We start from the raw sequence: 22,264 nt of genomic DNA on the forward strand, positions 1-22,264 counted from the left end.
ACGCCAGTTCAACGACGTTGACTATTTCTTTTCAGCTGTACGGCCCGGTAAGGCATTAATAGAAGTCAAAATCTCACGTGTAATTTTTTCACGTTTGCCAAGATCAGCCATGCGGTTCGGTGTGTCGATGTTCAATGCAAAAAACACTGGGCCCTCTGGCCACTCAACCCAACCAACCCACCAACCAAAGCTGCCTTCCCAGCCGGTTTTTGCTCGCAAAATCCACTTCCGCTCAGCTTCAACAATCATCAGATCTTTTATCAACCGTTGATGTTCTACCGCAAAAGGCTGTTCGTTAAGGTAGAGCCTTTGCAAAAAATCAATCTGTTCGTTGGCAGAAATAGCCAACTTCCCATCCAGCCAATAATTACGGATATCGTCAGACGGAGCTGCATTTCCATAATCAATGCGCTTTAAGTAGTCTTTCGCTTTTTCCGCTCCAATACCTTCCGCAAACTGCTGATAAACCCAAACGGTTGAGTTGCGTATAGCCGAGCGCAGGTTCTGGTCACTATTGTGTCCGGCAAAACTGCGTTCCACTCCATCCCACTTAAACACCTCAAACTCGTCCTGAACGACGCCTGCATCAAGGGCAAAAAGCGTGTGTGGGATCTTAAATGTTGACGCAGGTGAAAACCGTTTTGCAGCTCTTTCTTTATCGAACACAAATGTCGTCTGATCATTTTCACGCCCATCGACTACGACAATAGTGCCCTGAACTTCATATTTTTCGAATACGCTTCCCCAATCAGAGCGCTCCTGAGTCTCCGCACACACGGGAACGGCAAAGCTCAATATAAAAAGCATGATTAAGCTAAATTTCATGTTGTCTCCAAAAGGTCTGGCGCTACGTTTTGATTCTATGGCTTACTTTACTGGCATCTGTGGAAATGGTGCTTCGACAGTCCTTAGGTTCCACAACTATTTACTACACCATAGCCAGCAAGAGTACCGCAATAAAATTTACGTTACACGAAAGTGACGCTGGCCGCTCGGGCGGCTACACTGTGCATTATTACTCGCTTTAACGGAGGCTCTATTATGCACGGCAGCTCACTTGGTCAATTCGGCAACTATCTGCGAGAAAAATGGGCCTCCCCGCGTCGCGTTCGGTTCTGGCTGTTGGTACTGATTATTCTCTACACCTTGCTGGGCTTTTTTGCCCTACCCTGGGTAATCCAGTACGTTGCGGTGAATACGGCTAAAGAAGATTTTGGCCGTGAGTTGCGCATAGAGTCGGTGCAAACCAACCCGTATACACTAACGCTTAGAATGAATGGCGTTGCGCTAAATGACAAAGATGACCGGCAGTTACTTGGCTGGGGCAATTTGTTCGTCAACCTGGAATGGTCGAGCATTATTGACCAAACCTGGACTTTCGAAGCAATTCAAATAGACAAGCTAATAATTCAGGAAGAACGCTTTGCTTCAGGTGAAACGCGCTTCTCACGTCTTGCCGCCGATAGCTCTGGCCCGGAATCGGAGAAAAAAGAATCAGGGAAAGAAGAGCCTGCGGAAATGCCTGCCTTACGCATCAGAGACTTTAAGTTGGAGAACGGTGTTCTGCGTTTTGCTGACAATCTAAAAGACGTAACAGCTGCTGACGATGCCGAACCCAAACAGGTGTCACTGGCTCTGCAGAACATAGGCCTTTCCGTAAAAGATTTCACCCTACAAAATGACGCGAGCTTCCCGCTGCGCCTGAATGGTCAGCTTACAAAGGGCGGTAAACTCGCCTTCAACGGAACTTTTCAATTATTGCCGAGCCCAGCTCTGGAAGGAAATGCCGAAATTAACGAGTTGGCGTTTAAGCAGGCAGCCCCTTACCTGCAGCAATTTATGAACGTGCAGCTTGAAAACGGAACACTGACCCTGAATGGGAAAATGAGTACCAATGCACAACAACCTTTTGCTTTTAAAGGCTCTGCCAGCATTAATACACTGAACATCAAAGAAGCCTCTAACGACGAGACTCTCCTTGGATGGGATAGCCTTAAAACCGAACAGTTTGATTTGAACATAGCAAACAACGAGATTGAAACAGCGCCCATTGTCGTTAAAGGCTTGTCCGGTCGGGTGGTCATTAACCAGGACAAAACCACTAACTTCGGACAACTTGTCGTTGATGCGCCGGCCGACACAAAAGACGATACGAGTAAAAGCGAGGAAACCAAACCGTTCGGTATCACTATAGAAGGTGTTGAGCTGTCTGACGGCGACATTCAGTTTTCCGATAACTCTCTGCCGCTGCCCTTCTCTACAAGTATTCACACACTAAGCGGAGAAGTGTCTACTTTGAGTTCCGATTCGTCTGAGCCGGCACGGGTGAAGCTTGAAGGCGAAGTTGCAGAGTATGGCCTGGCACAGGTAACCGGCACCGTTCACGCCTGGCATCCAACGCGCCAGACGACTGTTAATGTCAGATTCCGTAACCTTCAGATCCCTGAATACTCTCCTTATACCGTGAACTTCGCTGGCCGAAAAATAGCAGACGGCACGATGGATCTTGATCTCGACTACACCGTTAATGAGGAAAAGCTAGACGGACAGAATAACTTGGTGCTACATGACCTGAAACTGGGCGAAAAAATGGAATCCAGCGACGCAATGGATCTCCCCCTGGACCTCGCCATTGCATTGCTGCAGGACAGCGACGGTGTCATTGACCTAAATCTGCCGGTAAGTGGAGATGTTGGCAACCCGCAGTTCGACTTTGGCAAAGTTATCCAACAGGCCGTTGGAGACGCTATTAAGTCTGTCGTTACCGCACCTTTCAGCTTTTTAGCTAACCTTGTGGGCGCGGACTCAGAAGAAATGGGTAAAGTTGAGTTTCCGGAGGGACGTACCCATTTGCTCCCTCCCCAGCGTGAGCGCATTGCTAAGCTTCGCGAGGCCCTCAATGAACGTCCTGCTCTGGCTCTCGAACTAGCCGGTCCATTCAACCGGGCTTTCGATGCTCCTACTCTGAAAGAAGATAAAGCGGTGAAAGTTTTACGACAACGTCTGGCGGAAGAAGGAAGCGAGGTAGAGGAGCCAAGCCTGACAAGCGAGTCAAGTCAGGCCGCTATGGAGGCAATATTCTCCTCTCATTACCCGAACACAGAACTCGAAGCCCTGAAGGACCGCTTCACTGAAAAACCAAGTGAAGCATCCAATGAAGAGAAATTCGACGCTCTGGCCTATCGCAACCACTTAGCTGAAAAGGTTATAGCAGCGCAGTCGATTACAGATGAGGAGCTCAAAGCTATCGCAAATGCACGTGCAGAGGCAGTGCGTGATGCTTTGGTCAACAATTCTAAGAGCGGTATATCTGCTGATCGGGTACGTATTAGAGAGCCTCAGGAAGTCGATTCAGTAGAAAGCGAACGCATTGCCATGGAACTAGCTGTTACAACGGATTAAGCCGCTCACGTGGTTGGAGCACAGCAATATTCGTCAGCAAGGACGCTGTCGGTAGAACTGACATAATAACCGGTAAACCTCGGGCATGTGCTCTTTCATGTTCTGTGGATCTTCAAAAAAGGTTTCGCTACATACCGCGAAAAATTCAGCCGGGCTGGTTAACGAATAGCCATCAAGCGGTAACGGCCTATGATGGATAGAATCACTCTGCAACCTCTCCCAGGCCGCAGAAAAAATATCGTGCCATTCGCCGGGCTTCATATCCGGATGCATCGGCGGCGCACCGTTAGCACCATCGCGCAACATATCGAGTTTGTGGGCAAACTCATGAATAACGACATTACTAGCCTTTCCATGACGAGCATGAGGCCCTGTTTGACATACCGACTGCCACGATAAAATAAGCGGACCACGCAACCATGCCTCCCCACTTAACCCCGGGCTTTGAGGGTGAACAACGCCGTCGTCGCTACGATACGGACGATTAGGAACAAAGTCCCCTTCGTAAAGAATAATGGTGTATAAATGATCGTACCAATCTAACCCAAGGTGCAGAACAGGTACGCAGGCCATGGTCGCTATTTTTAGGCACATCGCATCGGTGAACTGAAAATCCCCGCCTGATGCAAAGTTTTTACGAACCAGAAAACGGAACGCCATATCTCGCAGTGCATCGCGCTCCGCCCCTTGATAACGAGCCATTACCGGCCAGTCAGCTACCGCGGACTCCCACTCACTTATCGTGAAACCCATTTTTCTAATGCGTCTATTCTCAAACCAATTGCGTAATCGCTTAAACATGGCGTCCTCGGCGTTGAACAGAAACGCAATAGTGAAATTGATTAACTACTTGGTTTCGCAATAGTTTGCACTCCTTTCCCTGAAAACACCCAGCCGCTTAGGCCGTCCTGGTTAATCTGAATGGCCATAAAGTCTTTGCCGTATCGTATACGTTTAACGTCATGGTCAGTTCCGGCCGGAACATCGAATACAACGCTGCAACCCGACTTATTAGGGTAGCCACATTCCCAGTTGCTGTATGCCGAGACAGCTTCCGTAATTTTTACTTTATTGCCGCGATCACTAGCAATATCGGCAGCCCATAGACCCAATATCACCAGGCAAATAGCGATGATTATTCCAATACTCAGTTTCATTGCCCACTCTTTAATTCAACGACAAACTCATCGAGAGACCTACCCATATCGAAAACACCAAAGTCAAAATCAACGTAGTAGACAGTACCAACAGAATTTGTAAAAAGCACGTTATCGCCTAAGGTGACGGCAAAAGGGCTGAGCTCCATGCCATTAAGGTAGGGCTTGTATGCATTCGCAATCTGCTCTTTGTCTTTCTGAAGAATTAGCTCAATAATTTCCAGGTTTCTATCCGGTATTTTCTCGGCAAGCTCCCGATACAAAGACACATCAATAAACTTTCCTACAATATCTGTGTTGTGATCAGGGGGAGCCAAAAGTTTGTCCTTTGTATTCCATAGAGTCGAAGGGAACTATCTTACCTGTTGAAATTAAAAAATTGCCAGCACCTTTACTTAACTTGATGACTCTTTATATCAACAATTCAAGGGTTAGGTGCTGAACTCATCAAAAGTACTTAGCAGACGTCTATTCGGGGGGAGCAAAGCGCCGAGGTTAGTCCTCAGCGCCGCTATCAGACTCTTCTGACTTGGTCGCCTGTTCCAGCATTTTTTCGCGGAAACTGTCCAGGCCTTTCATTACTAAATCGTAGGTTTTGTCGACACCACTTTCGACTTCGCCTTCATATGCTTGTAAGCCTGTAAGAATATTTTTGGCGTCATCAAAGCCTTTTTCAATACCGCCAGTAATAGCTTCCATGAAATTATTCAGAGTGTCTTCTTCCGATTCGCCCGGGTTCATCTCCTTGTAACGACCATAAAAATTGGTCGCAAAAGAAACAATGCGATCTGCCGTGGCCTCGGGAGAAGTATCAACGCCGGAATCGTAAATTTTCTGCGTGGCATTTTTGCCCATTACCGGTTCCAGCTCAGCGTTAATGCCTTCCAGCGCCGTTTTGTACAATAAGCTGAGCGAATCATTATTACTGTTCAGAGATACCCGCTCGTGAGCGCGCAAAATGCCAGCATTGTTTGCCTGCTTAGACTGCGCTGCCATCTCTTTCATACTGTTGCGGTTGTCGTCAGTTTTTGCGGGGCTATTCTGCTTGCCAGAGCCCGTTACGGAGGTGCTATTACCTGTAGTAATTGACATAATATTGCTCCTGAAAAGTTCGGCTATAGCTTGATTTTAGTATAGCCCGTAACTTGTTAACGGCAGCTACTGGTTAAAGTTTAATCTTTTTCCACAGCAGCATTGACCAGCCCAAGTATGCTCATTACTAGCTATTAATAACCACTTTCTCAGCATTTGGAAATAACGAGCCAGCTCGGTTAAACACCACGTCGGTATGTTTTTTCGACAGCGTGATATCAATTGCATTTGAGCTCTGATTGAAAACAGTCACAATTCTGTCAGCTTTCTGAATACGAGCTACCTTGTGTTTGTTAATGAGTTTCCCCAGAGACGGCACGACCCTGGCCAAAGGAGTATGAAGAATCCGTACGGAATCTCCCGTTTCTTGCAAAACATGTTCGGGATTATTTAAACGCGATGAGCGAAGCATAAAAAGAACAACAACTAATGAAAGCGGCCCTAATAAGCTTAGTAAGTAAAAATACTCCATTCGATACTCCTTTTCTTTTTGTTGCCTTCATCAGACAAGCTATCAGCTACAGATTGAAGAAACGAGGCAAGGCAGATGCCGCTTACAGCTTCAAGATCCCTCTCTTCCATTTTCCTGACAATCACCAAAACCTCCGGAAGTTTAATACTGCTGCGAGTAGCAAAACGGCAATTACGGTTATAAGGGTTGTCATAATTTGTTATCTTCTAAAAGACATATAAAGCGCATACTGTCATAAACCACACAACTGAGAGTGCTAAAACTGACTTTAGGTTAGCTGAACTCGCATTCGTTTTTATTAGAATATAACCAGAATATAGTGCAGGAACTACAGCCAAAAAGCCGCCAACGCAAAATCCCATAAAAAAACCAGCAATTTGAGCCCAACCGTCACCAGTCAAACTTACTACTAGAAAAATAAGCACGGCCAGCGCTACGGATGCTATGAGTAAGTTGAAAGACAGTTTTTCCGCCCGTTTAAGATCCATTGAATTCAATAATAGCTCCTTAACTCATAACCTTTGAACATACGGGTGGACACTTAGTGGACATTTAGTAATCAAGTGGTAAACAACTCCCGAAACAAGCGCTCTGACTCTTTTAATCCTTCCTCGGTGAACACAACAGACTTTGCCTTACCGACCGGGTTACCAATGAGTCCTTTTTCGTGAAGTCGGTTCATTGCATCCCAGTCAAAAGACTTCCAAGCCCGACTGTCATCATGCAATGCTAGATATAGCAAAGCCAAAACGGACTCATCGATTTTATCTTCGTCAATTGCCATAGATCATCCTCCAATGATGGCTTTGTTTAATGGAGAACTTAGCGGTTTCCTATACGGCTTATCCGAAAAAACAACAAAACTCATCTTCACTTACAACTTTAAAAACTTGGTCAATTGTTTTTACCTGGCTTTTAGGCTCGTAGGCATGCCACTTTAAATCACTCCGCATCCAGTAAATTTTCCAAACACCCTGACTGCGAACAAAGGTAGATTTTGCGATATCCAAATTCTGATATTCAGATGGATTATTCCAAACTGGTCGAGTTTCAAAAATATAAATAGATTGCTTTTCCAGGCGCCAACCAATATCTAGATCACTTCTTATACTTGGCGGTGGCCGGTGTTTAGCAAGAAATGCTTCTCCGGCTTTCTCTATTTTTTTGACCTCAAATTCAGTTAGAGCCATATATTCCTCCAGTTCAGAACTGTACTCGCTCAGAGTTAGCGAAAGAAGTCATACCAACGCCCGCTAATCCAAAAGCCTTTGGGGCGCATCCATGTCTTCGTGCAGAACACGAACAATAAGCACCTCTGACTTCAACACTTGATAGAAAACCGCATGATGCTCTACGTACAATCTGCGATAGCCGACAAGTACATGAGCATAGTCAGCGCCAAGCAACGGATGGCTAAGAAGCTGTTTCATGCCTGCCTCAAGATGATCTAAGTATTTATCAGCCTGCTCAGCTCCCCACTCTTCGTAGGTGTACAGCCAAATCGCGGTCAGGTCAGATTCTGCCTTCGGTGTAACGCTTAGCTTCAGCACTAATCAGCCGCCTTCATCAGTTTACGCCCAGCCGCTTTGATAGAAGATATATCCAATGGTTTAGGTTTTCCGCTTAACTCACCATCAGTAAGTGCCTGTCTTAGGGCGGCAAGACGTTCCTTGGCTTGCTGGTCTCTTCGAATGAGATCGCGGATATACTCACTATCATTGCCAAAATGACCGCTTTCAATCTGAGTTTTCACCCAGTCGTCCTGCTGCTCAGTCAGCGTGATTGTTTTCCTGTGCATGCTCATAGATAGTGCCTCTCGAAAAGAGCAGTATGAAAATATCATACCGCTTTCTTAAACTGAATCAATACCTCATTTATTGCCACCCATCAGCGCAGAGCACCTTTGGCGCGTCCGCTGAATGGTTTTGTTAGCTGCCTATTCACGGTTTACAACAGACTCATGGCTTGTTCTGAATTGCTCCAATACTTGCCATATTGCTTCCAATATTCATAAGCTTGATCAGCGCCTCCGACAATGATGCCCTCTGAGAAACTCGATTTTGGCTTTGGGTGACGCTTCCTTTTTAGTTCTTTTGCTACCAGAGGAAAAGCAGTCTTGGCATCATTAAGTAGTGTTCTTGCTTGATCAATTTCACCTAGCATAATTAACGCTAACGAATGCGTATACATGAGTTCTGGAGAGTAGTCGTCTGGATATTCTTTATTAAGACGCACAATAGAAAGAAAATCACCAGTTTCCATCCATAGCTTAGGCAAAACATACCTAACCCCAATGTTGTCATTTGGGCATGCAGAAAGCATATTTGAATACACTTTAATGGCCTCATTGACTTCATTTCGTTTTTCCAACCAAAGACCGAGATTATGATAGGCCCTTAAAAAAGGACGATTCTCAAGGTGACCCCATTCCATTTTTGACGTTGCCCATGAAAATTCTTCAGGAACCGCAGACAAACCTATTCGTACGCCCTCTCTACAGCAAAGGTAAGCTTCAAAATCGAGCCCATTTTCCTCATATATCATTGATGCATGATGGTAGGCATCTATGTGATAGGGATTTTTCTCTATAATATCTTTGATTAAGCTTTCAGCTTTATCTGGCTTTCCTGAATGCCACAGGTCTATTGCATCATCTAACCTCTCATGCACAGAGAAATCAACTAGGCTGTCCTCAAAAACCCACTCATCATCGCCAATATTGTGTAACTTGATCATACGATTCTCTTCGATTCTTGCGCTGCTAGCGCCGTTATAACCCGCCTAAACGGAGTTGGTTTGTTTGCGCTAGCGTAGCGTTTAAGCGCAAACGAAGCAACGCAGTGGAGGTCGGGTTGATAACTTTGTTATACACGCATTTACCTTGGTATATCGGGGAGAACCGCCCCCGGGTTTACCGATAAATGCCCCGGCATGCGCTCATAATCCAAAAGTACAGGAAGCGGATTTAATGTTGCCGAGTACAGCTCCGGCTGATACAAGTACAAGAGCAAACAAAATAATCCGCACAGCGACTCTTTAACGTTTTTTTGATTTGCTAATGTCGAATGAGTATCGCGCTGATGCTTAACCTTGTTGTGATCTTGCCACCAAGAAGGGTTGCTAGAGCCTGACCAACTTGCCCAAGGCTGAATATTGATGCCGTAGCGAGGAATCATGCACTCCACTGTATGAAATGATGGATACTTTTCAATAATTTCCGAGCAATAATCACCAATATTTCTTGCTGACGATGAAGCATTTATTTTCTTGCAAACCAGCTTGGCAACAACGTCGATCTCCGAGCATATGGCTAGGAATAGCTTTGTATATGCTACCGAGAAAGCGCCATCATTTGATTGGTTAAGCTCAACAAACTCAATCGTTTCGATGAAATCTCTTTCTAACGATAAAAAATGCTGCCAGTGTGGAAAATGCACTGAATCTCCTTTTGTGTATAGACACAATGACTCCCTGCCAAATGCTAGCCTCCGCATTTTCCTGGGTTAGCTAAAAGCCAGTGCCATAATTAGTTTGTTCAAGACTAAATCATTTGGAGGCTAGCATGAACAAACATAGCATGATTTTTCTAGGGTTGGATACTCATAAAGAGTTTCACGAAGTCGCCTATTGTGAAGAGCAACGGGGAGCGATTTAAAACCGACCGCCGTGATGCGCTGAAGTTGGTGAAGCTTTTAAATTCAGAGGATCTCACCCCGATTTGTGTGCCTGTGCCTGAAGACGAAGCCGTCCGTGATTTATCCCGGGTTCGCGAAACGGCGATGAAAGACTTAAAGAACGCGAAATACCAACTGAAAGCTCTGCTGCTCAGAAAAAATATTAATTATGAGGGCACGGCGAACTGGTTGAAGGAGCGCACAGTTATCGCTACCCCGCCAACGTGTCGAAGGACTTACAACTTAGCCAGGAAGGGTTACCCAAAGATATTGTAGATATCGCCTGGAAAACTCAGCTCAGGCTGTGCAAGCGCTATCAACGTATGAATAAAAAAGGCAAACATTACAATCTTATCATCACCGCCATAGCAAGGGAGATGGCAGCTTATCTCTGGGCCATTGCCAGAGAAGTGGTACTCACGCCAGTTAATCCAAAGCTTCGATTAAGTCGGGTACCCGCATGATAAACGAGTTTGAGCTAACGCATTCGGATCAGGCCGCGGACGTGGCACAACCTACGACGGCGTTATGATGGCAATAACCTAATTCGTTATTGACCCACGAGCATAGACTGATGAGAAGGAGCTACGGCGGAGTGAGTAAGGTAGGCGCTGTTTATCACAAGATAAATAATCCACGGATACCAGCATAGCAACCGACGACATTACTGCCTCATCTGGTGCGTTAGCTCAATTTATTTGAGAATAGAAAGAACTGATTATGGTTGAAAAGAGCCAGGGCTGCACGCGTTCAGAGTTGACAAAGGGAGTCATACCAACGCCGCGCTCTGCGGCAAACTTGGAGCGCAGCGGAAAATTTGTCCGACAGCAGCGCTTTGTTAGGCGAGAGAATGCACCGCCAGCAAATCATACGGTCACTCCGAAGAGCGCACCGACCCCAGCCGTCAAACCCATTGCCAAGGCACCCCAAAACGTAACCCGGGAGGCTGCCCTAAGAACAGGAGCGCCGCCGACTTTCGCTGCTAATGAGCCTAGTAAGGCAAGGAACACCAACGAACTGCCGGGGACTATCCACATAAGCAACCACTCCGGAAACAACAGGACGACACATAGGGGAAGGGCCGCACCTACCGAGAATGTGCCTGCCGACGCAAATGCAGCCTGAATTGGGCGGGCCGTAGAGACTTCTGAAATTCCAAGTTCATCGCGTGCATGTGCCCCAATCGCATCCTGCTTCATCAGTTGACTTGCTACGGTGTCTGCGAGCGCTCGGTCTAACCCGCGCCTGACATAAATCTCGGCAAGCTCCGCATGCTCTTGTTCAGGCGCATCAGCCAGTTCGGCTCTCTCTCTCGCAAGGTCGGCCCCCTCCGTGTCGGCTTGAGAGCTGACTGACACGTACTCACCCGCTGCCATCGACATAGCGCCTGCAACGAGACCAGCAACGCCTGCGACCAACAAAGCCTTGGAGTCCGCCCCTGCTGCTGCCACACCCAGGACCAAGCTCGCAGTAGATACAATCCCGTCGTTTGCACCAAGAACCGCAGCACGAAGCCAGCCGATCCGTTCTGTTTTGTGTCTTTCAGAATGTCTCACGCGAAGTTCCAAATAAAAAGGTGAGCAGAAGAGCATAACGCCCGCATTTGCGGCTGGTTTGGAGCGCAGCGGAAAACCAGTCCGACAACATGCGCTTGTTATACCTATCGTAGCCTCGATTGCCGGCGTAATGATTCAACTGCAAAAACAATAGAGTCACTTTTAGATTCCTTGCTCGACCAGTCACGCCAAAAGTCTTTAGTTGCACTAGCGGGCTCTAAATTTGGCTTATTCAACTTTATACGTGATGGCAACAATACCGCATCTCCTAGCACAACAGCCTCGCCAGTATCTAATATAGGTAAGACAGATGTAAGAGAACTTAATGAATCAGGCATCATTTTGTGGACGACCTGCTGATCTTGTGGGTTACTTAACCTCAATGCTATAAGGTTGTTACATTGACTCAAAATAGTTCGACTAACATCTGAAGGTCGTTGACTAACAACAAGTAACGACACACCATACTTTCTGCCTTCTTTAGCTACTTTTTCAAAAGTATCTAAAGCGATCTTTGAGTCACCATCGCTAACATCTTTTGTTGGTAAATATATATGTGCTTCATCGCACACAAAGGTGATAGGAGTTCGGTCTTCTTCTGCTCGCCAAAATTGTACGTTATACAAAAATCTAGTCAATACGCCGATTACTATTGGTAATATGTCAGAAGGCACTTCTGAGAAGTCTATAACCTTTATGCCAAGTGAGTCCGTTTTTGTTTCCATAAATTGGTTAGCATAAGTAGCTAACCATTCGTACTCATTTGCTCCCTCTGGAGATTCAAACAAAAACGAATTTCTCTTATCCTCTATTTTAGTCTCTAAACGACCTATAAATCTTGTTAACTTACCGTTCCAATCACCCTTCACCTCAGTCTTTCCATTTGCGCCTAATTTCATGCCATTATCATCGGCAGAAAGTCGTTCTAAAAGATCGCGAATTGGATATGGAATAGGTGAATCAATCGTTAACCCATTAGCAAGTCCTTTGAGATCATTATCAACTAAGTATTGTTGCTTTAACTCTCTGACATGGTGAGTAAATCGAGATGACTGATTCGGCGCGTTATTATCAGATCGATCTAAAAGCAAAGCCAACATTTCATCTTTGTTAAGCAACCAGTGTGGAACAAATACAGAGCTAGAATTTTTATTTTCAATGTCAGCAGGCCCAGCTATTTTGTAATATTCTGCTATTGGCTCTTTTCCATCTTCAACACCTTCTCCAGTTAGAGTTTTATATTCACCATGAAGATCAAAAAGAATAATATTTGTATGCTCTAATTTTGCTGCTTGCTCTAGCAGAGATGCTACCGTCCAGCTTTTCCCTGACCCCGTACTACCAAGAAGAGCAGCGTGCCGCTGAAAAAGCTTGTCGCCATTTGCAACAGCTTTAGATTGAGTGTTCCCGTAAGTTCCAAGTACTAATTGAATGTCCTCTGGAGTGTCACTAGCAACAACTGACATCAAACTTTCAAGACTTTCTTCTTTTATTAGATAAACCCGTTTATCTACTCTTGGGAAGTACTTTGCCCCGCGCTTGAATATTTGACGCCTATCTCCAAGAACCTCCCAGTATGTACCGATCAGCGCAACTTGAACAACGTCATGATCAATAACAGCATCAAAATCTTCCTCTTCACTATCTTCAATCTCTGGATCTATTAATATTGGATTACCGACACTGCGCTTCACTTTCTCAATAATACCAATCAAAAATTCTTGCGGAGTAGCGCCTTGAATAGCAACTAGATCTGATACGGTAAGCGTTTGAATAACTTCTGGAGACTCAGCTAATATAAGAGCACGATTTGTATCGACACTGGCCACCCTCCCTATATAACATTCATCTGTTGTTGATACGACATAATCTTGCGTTGTCATTTTAAAACTCCATTTATAAATTCTTTAAGTGACCACCAATTTTCATTGTGCAGAGTTTCAACTCCATCAATTCTAACTTTGGTCTCGTTATCATTACCACCAACAGAAACCAAAGTGACGTTATTTAGACTGCCGCAGATTCTAATAGCATTCGGTGTTAATACCTTGGTAATAACTAAAGCAGGAACACCTTCGCGAAGCTTATTTAACAAATGAACCTCAAGTTGTTCATCATTAAACCCGTATCCAATAATCAATATCGATTTGGCTTCTTGAATATGCTTATTTGATAATTCCCGGTGATAGTCAAAAGGGTGTTGGTATCCCTCTCTAAACTTACTTGTTCCAGGAGTAATAATTAATCTTCTGGCATTGATTTCGTAAGATGACCGTATAATGCTACCATTGACTTCATACCAATCTAGGCTTCCATGAGGTTTAAATATTTTGGCATGTTTCTTTACCGAAACCCTTACTTCAGAACCACCTCTTAAATTCCTTTTCCTTTCGATGACTGAAATTTTATCCTTTTCACTTTCAGGATTATGTATTCCACAGTAACAACCATTGAATCCAGTGATTATATCCAGGCTAACTGACTCACAGGCTAGCTCTATTAAGCGATCATAATTGGGCGTAACAATGATTAGTTCACTTTGATTATGTAATAGTTGATTTAACAAAAGAGAAAATGACAATTGCTTTTCTTGCAGAACAACATCTTCGATTATTGATTTTTCATCTTTACCTATAAGTTTGGTAGTTTCAGAAACGATAAAGGGAACCAATTCACTTCCTTGTTCTAAAGATGCCATAGCATCTTCAAAACCTACATCTTGATCAATTAGTTCTTCTACTTGCTTCCATTCTTCTAACAGCTTCCCTTCAACAAGCTTTGGGATTTCCTCTTTCAAATGCTGAGCAAGGTGCCACATTCCTGATATTCCTTCACCCAAGGATAATCCCGAGCCAATGAGTACCAAAGGGCTTTGTATAAAAAACTCTTGTAGATGCTTTTTTACTGAGTCAACGTCCAATATGTCCTCTCAACTTTAAAATAGGTATAACATTTATATATTGTGCATGCGCAATTTGTCATTCATTAAATGGCAGCATTTTCTTTCGCAATCATTTAATAAATAAAATATTTTCACCAAAAAATAGCAGTAAAAGGCAAAAACAAAGTAAGCGTGCTCATTTAACTATTTTAAAGTGCACAATATCAGTCTTTACAATTTACGTATGTAATTGACACTAAACGGGTTAAAAACTAAAAGCAACAATAAAACATGCAATTTAGCAGGCAAAAGCGAGCCATATCTATCGATGAAAACAAGGGAGCTCCTTGTGGCCCATTAGAAACAAAGCGCACAAAAAAAAGCCTGGCAACTCAAAAAGAGCCATCAGGTTTTAATTAACAAACTAAATTTAATTCTATCGAGAAAGCCGGGAAACCAGCTTAATCAACCCACCAAATCATCCGGCATATCGCCACGCAGGCTATGCCAAATTTCGGCGGACTCGTAGCCGTAGCGGCGAACCAGGTTCACGGACTCGTTGTAGTCGCCTTCACGGGTTACGGCTATTAGGTTTTCATAGTAGTCGCGGGCCAGCTGGCGAGCTTCTGTCGATGAAAAGTAATACTGGCCAATGCGTGCGTACAAGCCTTTAAAGCCGTTCAGTACCAGCACATAAATGGGGTTGCCGGAGGCCATTGCCAGGTCGTGGTTCAACTGATAGTCAAACTCGGCAAAGGTCTTTTTGTTGTCTTCCAGCTCGCTGGTGGGTTCCAGTAGCTCCAGAACTCGCTTGGGGTTATGGCGAATGGCGGCGCGAATATAAATGGCGCTAATATTGGTGCGGGCAGACAACAACTGGTCGACTAGCTCCGGCATGCCGTCTTCGTCCAGACGCGCGAGGGTTTCCAGAATATTAAGGCCAGAGGTTTCCCAAAAGTTGTTCACTTTGGTGGGCTTGCCGTGCTGAATGGTCAGCCAGCCGTCGCGTGCCAGACGCTGCAGCACTTCGCGCAGGGTAGTTCGCGTTACGCCAATGAGTTCTGACAGTTCTCGTTCAGCGGGTAGAATAGTGCCCGGTGCAAAATGCCCGTTCCAGATAGATTTTACGATGTACTCCTCGGCAAAACCCGCCGGACTTTTAGCTTTTATTATCATATTCCCGCCTGTGAACTAACTAATAAAAGGATTCTAGCAGCCTTGTGTGAGGTCGGACAAGATAACTTCTGCCTTTATATCGACAACACCACGCTATTTGGGTATGGTTTCTACGTTTTTACAGTTTCTTAAGGAAAATCATCATGCTGTCTGTGGGTCAGTGGCCTAACAAACCTTTTGCCTGGTTACTGTTATTTCTAGGGTGTTCAGGCCTGTTGGGCGCCGCGCTTTACTTCCAGATGGTTCTTAACTTAGAGCCCTGCGTAAAGTGTGTTTATCAACGTATGGCGGTTGTCGGTATTGGCTTGTCCGCTATTGTCGGCCTGTTTGGTTCCGGGCTTTGGTTAACGCGCTGGGCGGCTTTAATTGGCTGGCTTTACAGCAGTTATCAGGGCTTATTAATTGCCTACGATCACTGGGATCTCCAAACCTCGAAAAACGCGTTCTTTGCGGTGTGTGAAAGTGCGCCTAATTTTCCTGACTGGGCTCCACTGCACGAATGGATGCCGGGGTTATTTGCCGCGCCGGGGTTATGCGGTGACATTGACTGGCAATGGCTGGGGTTAGGTATGCCCGGTTGGATGACGGTGATTTTTGCGGGCTTGTTGCTCATCGGTATTATTGTGACTATCTGCCACATTATTTCGTCGTTCACGAAAAAAGACGGGCTGGTGCTTTACCACAAATAATACGTTTTAATGCCAGGGCTAAGACAAGGGCCAGGTTACTATTCGGTCTTCCAGGTCGCCCTTAAACTTCGCCTCGCTAACGCAATGGCCGGCTACATGATAGCCGGCTTTTTTCATGGGCTCTTTACTGCCCTCATGCCTTAACGGATGCCATTCAGGCAAAGGCTGCCCTTCTGCCCGCAACCGATACGCGCAACTGGCTGGCATAAAGTAAACATCGTCGAGGTTGTCGGGGGTTAAAGTAACGCACTCGGGTACGCGCTGGCTTCGGTGAACGTAGTCACTGCAACACGCGGTGTCGGTGTCTAATAACCGACAGGCAACATTGGTGGAATAAAGATGGTCTTCTTCGTCCTGCAATTGGTTTAAGCAGCACTGCCCACAGCCGTCGCACAGGGCTTCCCACTGTGCATGGCTGAGCGTATGCAGCGGCTGCTCATACCATTTCATTAATACCGACAAGGCATTACCTTGGAAAACGAATGCGGTCGGACAAATAGCCCACTGCAGCCACAAAGTAATGTGAACGGTTCCAGCGCATTAAGGCGTCGTAGTTGGCATAAGCCAGATAAACACGGCCTTCTTTGTCGTCAGGAATCACTATTGAGGCGTCAATATCGCCTCGCGATGGCAACTCAGAGCCATCAAAACGCGTAACGCCTAAGTCAGCCCACTCGCCCAGCTTTTTCTTAGTGTCCAGCCCGGCTAATGACTCATCAAAACCTTCAGGTAGTTGTACCTGGCGACCCCAGGTAACGTCGTCTTTCCAGCCGACAGAGCTTAAGTAGTTAGCGGCTGACGCAAATACGTCCGGGTAGCTACCCCAAATGTCTTTTTTACCGTCGCCGTCATAGTCTACAGCGTAGCTCATGAAAGAGCTGGGCATAAACTGAGTCTGACCCATAGCGCCAGCCCATGATCCTTTCATTTGCTCCGGTTCAATGTGGCCGTCTTCGATAATGGTTAAGGCTTCCCACAATTGCTTTTTGAAAAACTCTTCGCGACGTCCATCAAAAGCCAGCGTAGTTAATGCAGAAACCACATCAAAACCACCAGTGAACGAACCAAAGTTGGTTTCAATGCCCCACAGCGCCACAATAAAGCGCGGCTGCACGCCGTACTCTTTGCCCACTTTTTCCAGCAGCTCTTTGTGTTCGTTGTACTTTTCCAGTGCCTTTTCGGCTTTCCAGTCCGGTACTGCACGTGGCAGGTAAGTATCCAGAGTTAACTTAAATTCCGGCTGGTTTTTATCCAGCTCGACTGCCCGCTCGTAATACTTAACTTTGGCAAACGCTTTATCCAGTGTGTCCTGCTTATAGCCGCTTTCAATGGCTTCGGCTTTCAGAGCTTCAACGTAGGTGGCAAACTGTTGGTTCACATCTTCGCTGGACTCTTTCTTCGCATTATCCTCAGCTTCCTGAAACGCAGAAACCGGTGCGCTAAGCGCAAATGAAGAAGCCAGACAAAGAGCCAGCCCTGCCACTTTTATTTTATTTATTAACATTGACTTGAAGTTCCTCTCGTTTCGGTGGTAACTGCAAATAGAAACCATCGTTATGCAAATGCAGTTGTAACTTTTCGACCGTTAAACGCGCCAACTGTTCACGGTTGGCCAGGTTAATTGTCAGCACTTTTTCGGCGCGACCAAACTGGCCCAACAACACATCGGGCACGTCGGTAAATTCGTTACCATGAGGCAGGTAAAGATAGGTATCGGCTTTTTTCGAGCTGCGATAAACATCACACAGCATGGCAGTTCTCCTGAATGGGGCTACTTACTAATTATAGCCTGTAATTCTGCCCCAATTGCGTGCTGACGCCAACCCACCATTAAGTCTGGTTGCGGCAAACGCTGCTGCTGTTGCGTTGAGTATTGCCAATGAAAGTTAATAAAATCATTAATTTGCTTGCGTGACGCCACCAGTGACGCAGGTATGTGTAAAGATTCAGCCAGTTCCGTAACGGCCTTTTTAATGGCCTTAAAAGTTGGCTTGTAGCCTTCCATATCGTCCAGACGTTCCAGCGTTTGCGGAAATTCAGACTCAGGCACTTGTTCGGCTTGCTGAATACAGCGAATAATATCGCGCCCCGAATACTTGCGTGACATGGGGGCTAAATCGGGAATGCGGCTTAGCTCGTCGTCATTTTTTGGCATTCTTCGGGCTAACTCGAGCAAGACACCGTCTTTGGCAATAAAGCCCAGCGGAATGTCGCGCTCACGCGCTTTGTGTAAACGCCAGGGCGTCAGAATTTTCAGCGCAGCCAATTGCCGCGGGTTCAGCTGCCAGGCATTGCCTACGCCCAAATAGAGCAGATCATCCGGCCAGCTTTGTGTGCGTTTACGCACCTGAATTTGCGACTCTTCGTACACAATATCCAGCACACCTTTTTCTTCACACAAAGCTTTAAGGTGCGGGTACATTATCGCCAGATAACTGGCATCGGCAGCGGCATAGTCCAATTGTTCGTCACTTAACGGACGCTTAAGCCAGTTGGTGCGTGACAAGCTTTTGTCCAGCTCAACGCCGTCAAATAAGGCATCGACCAAGCGAGCATAGCCCATTGAGTCACCCAAGCCACAAAAACCGGCGGCTATCTGGCTATCAAAAATTTGTTTGGGTTGGCGGCCATTGCTTTGCTGAAAAAACAGTTCAATATCTTCGCCACCGGCATGCAATACGGTTTCGACTTCATCACAGGAAATCAATTGCCATAAAGGCTCTAGATCAATATCCGCCAGCGGGTCAATAACAGCCGTTGTACCGTTAGCGTGAATTTGTAATAAGCCTAGCTGAGCGTAGTAAGTGCGTTCACGCACAAACTCAGAGTCAATAGCGAACCAACCGCATTTTACGGCCTGCTGGCAGAGATATTGTAAATCATCAGTGGTGGTAACGAGCCGGTATTGTTGTACCGACTCGGGTAATTCTAACGGCAGAGTCAAGCGTCGTCCTCTTCATCGCGTAATTCACGGCGAATTATTTTGCCGACGTTGGATTTAGGCAATTCATCACGGAACTCAACCAGTTTAGGTACTTTGTAACCGGTCAGGTTTTCGCGCGAAAAGTCGATAACTTCACGTTCGGTCAGTGATTTATCTTTTGCCACAATGAAGACTTTTACCGCTTCACCAGACGACTCGTGCGGCACGCCTATGGCTGCCGACTCAAGAATTTTAGGATGGTCAGCTAGTACGTCTTCAATTTCGTTCGGATAAACATTAAAACCCGACACCAAAATCATGTCCTTTTTACGATCCACAATTTTGAAGTAACCACGCTCATCAACCGTAGCCATGTCCCCCGTTGCAAACCAGCCGTCTTTAATTGATTCGGCTGTCGCATCAGGACGGTTCAGGTAACCCACCATAACTTGCGGGCCTTTCACTTCCAGCTCGCCCGGTTCACCTAAAGCCACTTCTTCGCGCGTTTCAGGGTCAACAATACGCATGTCGGTACTTGGTACCGGCAAACCAATACTGCCCGTGTAATGTTCAATATCGTAAGGGTTAACGGTAACCACCGGAGAACACTCGGTTAAACCATAACCTTCCAGCAAACGAGACTTGGTTACCCGCTCCCACTCTTCGGCCACTGCACGCTGAACCGCCATACCGCCGCCCAGGGCAATTTTTAAATTAGAGAAGTTAACGTCTTTAAAGCCTTTAGTGTTCAACAGACCATTAAACAGCGTGTTAACCCCTGAAATCATTGAGAAAGGATACTTATTCAGCTCTTTCACAAAATTCGGCATGTCGCGCGGGTTGGTAATTAAGACGTTCTTGCCGCCGTGCTTAATAAAGGTAAGGCAGTTCGCGGTTAACGCAAAGATATGATAAAGCGGCAACGCAGTAATAATGGTCTCTTCGCCGTCATTCATTATAGGAGTAATAACCGAGGAAACTTGCTCGAGGTTAGCAACCATATTGCGGTGCGACAGCATAGCGCCTTTGGCCACCCCCGTTGTTCCACCGGTGTATTGCAAAAAGGCAATATCATCGCCGGTCACTTCAGGGCGTTTATAGTCAACCATAGTTCCTTTGGCCAGCGCCTGATTAAAACTCACCGTGCCTTTTAGCTTATGAGAAGGCACCATACGTTTTATATGCTTAACCACAAAGTTAACCAGATAGCGTTTAAGCAAAGGTAACTGATCGCCAATTTGCGTGGTAATAACTAAATCGAGCGGCGCTTCTTCTTTTATTTTTTCATAGGTCTGAGCAAAGTTTTCTAAAATAACCAGAGCTTTTGCCTGAGAATCTACCAGCTGATGCTTTAACTCGCGCGGAGTATAAAGTGGGTTGACGTTCACTACAGTCATACCGGCTTGTAAAATACCGAATAACGCCACAGGGTATTGCAGCAAATTTGGCATCATAACCGCAACAGCGTCGCCTTTTTTAAGGCCGGTACTGTGCAAGTAAGCGGCAAAGTCGCGGGTTTTCAGACCCAGTTCTTTGAAACTCATTTCTGAGTCCATGTTTACGAAAGCCGTTTTCTCGCCGTACTTTTCAATGGACTGTTCAAGTATATCAACCAACGACGCAAAGTGATCCGGGTCAATTGTTTCCGGTACTCCCGCTGGGTAGTTTTCCAACCAAATTTTATCCATAAAAGGCTCCGCCTCTCACTATTTATAGTTATTTTCAGTGGCGCAATCATCGCATATCCGACCAGTTAATCCTAGTCGTTACCAGCCGCTAAACGTACGATTTAAGCAGTTCAGCTATTTTCTCAGGTTGTTCCATATGTACGTGATGTCCACCTTCCAATGTCTTACAACTTAAGCCAGAAACTTTATCCTGCCATCGCTTAAATGCGCTATCTAACTGATCATAACCCCGGCTTCCCCGCACAACGGTCACTGGCATGGTCAACTTTTCAAACAAGTCATCCACTGCCGAACTCGGTAACCTGTAGGCCGATGTTGTTTTTACCCTGGCATCGGCCCGCCAGTGCCAGCGGCCATCTTCACCATGCTCGCAACCACGTTCAACAATTAACCGGACTAAATTGGCTGAAAAATCAGCCTGAGCGGCTCTGGCCTCTACGGCGGAGTCGAAATCCGCGTAGCTTCGCCAGCGAGGTGTCTGTAGTTTTTTGCGACTTAAAAAGCCCTGTTTCAGCTGCTCCTGCGCATTCGTTCCGTCAGACACCAGTAACCCAAAGGCTTCAACTAATAGCAGTTGCTGAATACGCTCAGGGCTTAATGCTGCAACCACATTGCTGACAAAGCCCCCCATAGAGTGACCGAGCAAGGTTAAATTCTGCCAGTCCTGCTGTTGAATCAGCTGCCATAAGTCATAAGCATAGTCGATAAAATGATAATAGTTGCCCACCGGACGGTGATCACTGTGCCCGTGACCGGGCCAGTCAAGCGCTAAAAAACCACCTTTTTCAGGTGACCAGTACCGGGCTATAGGTAAAAAGCTATGACTGTTGTCTAACCAACCATGAGTTGCAACAACTCTTATGTCGTTAGGATCGCCCCAGCACAGCCCCCGAACGGAACCCCAGTCCAGCTGATAACTGACTGGGGTAGCCTGCTCTGCTGTTTCTCTATAATCCATTAAAGAACGAATTAGTTGCGGTTTTTAACCGGAGTACCCGAGTTGTCCTGCACACGAACACGTACCGGAACCGGATAACGGTAAGGATAATAAGGCGAATAGAAGTTATGACGGAACCACAATGGCGAATAGTCAATTTCTACCTGGTTGTTTTGTTTTTCAATCTTCCACAGGTGATAACCCGTTGCTTCAATAACCGGGTAGGTATAAACATATTCGTCAATTTTGCCCTGCTGAGTTTGGCCTATCGTACCAACAAAACTGATTGACCGGCCTTGCTGATACACGTCGGGATCAACAAAGTCATTAACTACCGCTAAAAAACGCCCATCGCTGTTATCACTAACCTCAGGACGTCCCCAGCGCTTCAACGGGAAGCTGACGACTTCCAGCACGGTATGATCTTCGGCGTTGCGGACGTCGGCTATAACACCACCCCAACGGGCTGGCTCACCTGCTACTTCATCGCCTTGATGCTTGGCAACCTTGTAGCCCACCAAAGCCTCTTCATTGTCGGTGGCAAGCTCATCAGGAACTGAAGAGCAACCAACCAGTACCAGTGTTGTTAACACTGCAAATATCGTTTTCATAACAGA

General features: G+C 46.0%; 26 protein-coding genes and 1 pseudogene. 3 read left to right on the forward strand and 24 right to left on the reverse strand.

Annotated features, from left to right (window positions below):
• Positions 1-21 precede the first annotated feature (21 nt).
• On the reverse strand, positions 22-807 hold the full coding sequence (gene blaOXA / locus B2U97_RS06455) for a class D beta-lactamase (protein WP_201029221.1): 786 nt from the start codon (positions 805-807) through the stop codon (positions 22-24).
• A gap of 234 nt (positions 808-1,041) precedes the next feature.
• Between blaOXA and B2U97_RS06460 the strand changes: the two genes are divergently transcribed.
• Positions 1,042-3,402: a DUF748 domain-containing protein gene (locus B2U97_RS06460; RefSeq protein ID WP_034822955.1), complete on the forward strand. Its 2,361-nt coding sequence runs from the start codon at positions 1,042-1,044 to the stop codon at positions 3,400-3,402.
• A gap of 33 nt (positions 3,403-3,435) precedes the next feature.
• On the opposite strand, the gene B2U97_RS06465 is transcribed toward B2U97_RS06460, so the two are convergent.
• From B2U97_RS06465 to B2U97_RS06520, 12 genes are all read right to left on the reverse strand, one after another.
• Positions 3,436-4,203, reverse strand: coding sequence for a zinc-dependent peptidase (locus B2U97_RS06465; protein ID WP_034822957.1), 768 nt, complete (start codon positions 4,201-4,203; stop codon positions 3,436-3,438).
• Between the two features lie 41 nt (positions 4,204-4,244).
• Entirely contained in the window at positions 4,245-4,559 is a 315-nt protein-coding gene (locus B2U97_RS06470) for a hypothetical protein (RefSeq protein ID WP_034822959.1), read from the reverse strand.
• The gene (locus B2U97_RS06475) at positions 4,556-4,876 is read right to left on the reverse strand and encodes a hypothetical protein (protein ID WP_034822961.1); all 321 of its coding nucleotides are present in this window, start codon (positions 4,874-4,876) and stop codon (positions 4,556-4,558) included. Before B2U97_RS06475 ends, B2U97_RS06470 begins: the two co-directional genes overlap by 4 nt.
• Before the next feature lie 178 nt (positions 4,877-5,054).
• The gene (locus B2U97_RS06480) at positions 5,055-5,651 is read right to left on the reverse strand and encodes a DUF5610 domain-containing protein (protein WP_034822963.1); all 597 of its coding nucleotides are present in this window, start codon (positions 5,649-5,651) and stop codon (positions 5,055-5,057) included.
• 127 nt (positions 5,652-5,778) lie between these two features.
• Positions 5,779-6,123: a hypothetical protein gene (locus tag B2U97_RS06485; protein WP_034822965.1), complete on the reverse strand. Its 345-nt coding sequence runs from the start codon at positions 6,121-6,123 to the stop codon at positions 5,779-5,781.
• Positions 6,124-6,329: 206 nt separating this feature from the next.
• Entirely contained in the window at positions 6,330-6,620 is a 291-nt protein-coding gene (locus B2U97_RS06490; RefSeq protein WP_133493656.1) for a hypothetical protein, read from the reverse strand.
• 62 nt (positions 6,621-6,682) lie between these two features.
• On the reverse strand, positions 6,683-6,907 hold the full coding sequence (locus B2U97_RS06495; RefSeq protein ID WP_034822969.1) for a DUF6429 family protein: 225 nt from the start codon (positions 6,905-6,907) through the stop codon (positions 6,683-6,685).
• Between the two features lie 58 nt (positions 6,908-6,965).
• Positions 6,966-7,313 (reverse strand): DUF3024 domain-containing protein, encoded by a 348-nt coding sequence (locus B2U97_RS06500; protein WP_034822971.1) that lies wholly within the window; start codon positions 7,311-7,313, stop codon positions 6,966-6,968.
• 63 nt (positions 7,314-7,376) lie between these two features.
• Complete coding sequence (locus tag B2U97_RS06505) at positions 7,377-7,673, reverse strand: type II toxin-antitoxin system RelE/ParE family toxin (RefSeq protein ID WP_034822972.1); 297 nt, start codon at positions 7,671-7,673, stop codon at positions 7,377-7,379.
• Positions 7,673-7,927, reverse strand: a complete 255-nt coding sequence (locus B2U97_RS06510; protein ID WP_034822973.1) for a type II toxin-antitoxin system ParD family antitoxin — start codon at positions 7,925-7,927, stop codon at positions 7,673-7,675. The genes B2U97_RS06505 and B2U97_RS06510 overlap by 1 nt, the downstream gene beginning before the upstream one ends.
• A gap of 143 nt (positions 7,928-8,070) precedes the next feature.
• On the reverse strand, positions 8,071-8,859 hold the full coding sequence (locus B2U97_RS06515) for a tetratricopeptide repeat protein (protein WP_051018808.1): 789 nt from the start codon (positions 8,857-8,859) through the stop codon (positions 8,071-8,073).
• A 140-nt stretch (positions 8,860-8,999) separates the two neighbouring features.
• A complete protein-coding gene (locus B2U97_RS06520) occupies positions 9,000-9,560 on the reverse strand; it encodes a hypothetical protein (protein ID WP_051018810.1) in 561 nt (186 codons plus the stop codon).
• A gap of 183 nt (positions 9,561-9,743) precedes the next feature.
• Here B2U97_RS06520 and B2U97_RS06525 point away from each other — a divergent pair.
• Positions 9,744-10,261 (forward strand): annotated as a pseudogene (locus B2U97_RS06525) (IS110 family transposase); the annotation flags it as partial.
• A gap of 402 nt (positions 10,262-10,663) precedes the next feature.
• On the opposite strand, the gene B2U97_RS06530 reads toward B2U97_RS06525, so the two are convergent.
• From B2U97_RS06530 to fadR, 4 genes are all read right to left on the reverse strand, one after another.
• Entirely contained in the window at positions 10,664-11,353 is a 690-nt protein-coding gene (locus B2U97_RS06530) for a VIT1/CCC1 transporter family protein (protein WP_034822974.1), read from the reverse strand.
• 104 nt (positions 11,354-11,457) lie between these two features.
• Entirely contained in the window at positions 11,458-13,236 is a 1,779-nt protein-coding gene (locus B2U97_RS06535; RefSeq protein WP_034822975.1) for an ATP-binding protein, read from the reverse strand.
• Positions 13,233-14,273 carry an SIR2 family protein gene (locus B2U97_RS06540; RefSeq protein WP_034822976.1) on the reverse strand — a complete coding sequence of 347 codons (1,041 nt, stop codon included), beginning with the start codon at positions 14,271-14,273 and terminating at the stop codon, positions 13,233-13,235. The genes B2U97_RS06535 and B2U97_RS06540 overlap by 4 nt, the downstream gene beginning before the upstream one ends.
• A 426-nt stretch (positions 14,274-14,699) precedes the next feature.
• Entirely contained in the window at positions 14,700-15,410 is a 711-nt protein-coding gene (gene fadR / locus B2U97_RS06545; RefSeq protein WP_034822978.1) for a fatty acid metabolism transcriptional regulator FadR, read from the reverse strand.
• Between the two features lie 143 nt (positions 15,411-15,553).
• Here fadR and dsbB point away from each other — a divergent pair, with 143 nt between their 5' ends.
• On the forward strand, positions 15,554-16,099 hold the full coding sequence (gene dsbB / locus B2U97_RS06550; RefSeq protein WP_034822980.1) for a disulfide bond formation protein DsbB: 546 nt from the start codon (positions 15,554-15,556) through the stop codon (positions 16,097-16,099).
• 18 nt (positions 16,100-16,117) lie between these two features.
• Here the strand turns inward: dsbB and B2U97_RS06555 are convergent, their stop codons facing one another.
• The 7 genes from B2U97_RS06555 to B2U97_RS06585 form a co-directional block, all read right to left on the reverse strand.
• Positions 16,118-16,561 carry a YcgN family cysteine cluster protein gene (locus B2U97_RS06555; protein WP_370543308.1) on the reverse strand — a complete coding sequence of 148 codons (444 nt, stop codon included), beginning with the start codon at positions 16,559-16,561 and terminating at the stop codon, positions 16,118-16,120.
• 4 nt (positions 16,562-16,565) lie between these two features.
• Positions 16,566-17,603, reverse strand: a complete 1,038-nt coding sequence (locus B2U97_RS06560; protein ID WP_286830366.1) for a lytic murein transglycosylase — start codon at positions 17,601-17,603, stop codon at positions 16,566-16,568.
• Positions 17,590-17,850, reverse strand: coding sequence for a YcgL domain-containing protein (locus tag B2U97_RS06565; protein ID WP_286830368.1), 261 nt, complete (start codon positions 17,848-17,850; stop codon positions 17,590-17,592). Before B2U97_RS06565 ends, B2U97_RS06560 begins: the two co-directional genes overlap by 14 nt.
• A gap of 20 nt (positions 17,851-17,870) precedes the next feature.
• Positions 17,871-19,043 carry a ribonuclease D gene (rnd, locus tag B2U97_RS06570; RefSeq protein WP_286830370.1) on the reverse strand — a complete coding sequence of 391 codons (1,173 nt, stop codon included), beginning with the start codon at positions 19,041-19,043 and terminating at the stop codon, positions 17,871-17,873.
• Entirely contained in the window at positions 19,040-20,710 is a 1,671-nt protein-coding gene (fadD, locus tag B2U97_RS06575; protein WP_273024987.1) for a long-chain-fatty-acid--CoA ligase FadD, read from the reverse strand. The genes rnd and fadD overlap by 4 nt, the downstream gene beginning before the upstream one ends.
• Positions 20,711-20,798: 88 nt before the next feature.
• Positions 20,799-21,668 carry an alpha/beta fold hydrolase gene (locus B2U97_RS06580; RefSeq protein WP_273024985.1) on the reverse strand — a complete coding sequence of 290 codons (870 nt, stop codon included), beginning with the start codon at positions 21,666-21,668 and terminating at the stop codon, positions 20,799-20,801.
• Positions 21,669-21,679: 11 nt separating this feature from the next.
• A complete protein-coding gene (locus tag B2U97_RS06585; RefSeq protein ID WP_272988859.1) occupies positions 21,680-22,258 on the reverse strand; it encodes a Slp family lipoprotein in 579 nt (192 codons plus the stop codon).
• Positions 22,259-22,264 lie beyond the last annotated feature (6 nt).

This window comes from Idiomarina sp. UBA3176 (assembly GCF_002364295.1).
Lineage (GTDB): Bacteria > Pseudomonadota > Gammaproteobacteria > Enterobacterales > Alteromonadaceae > Idiomarina > Idiomarina loihiensis.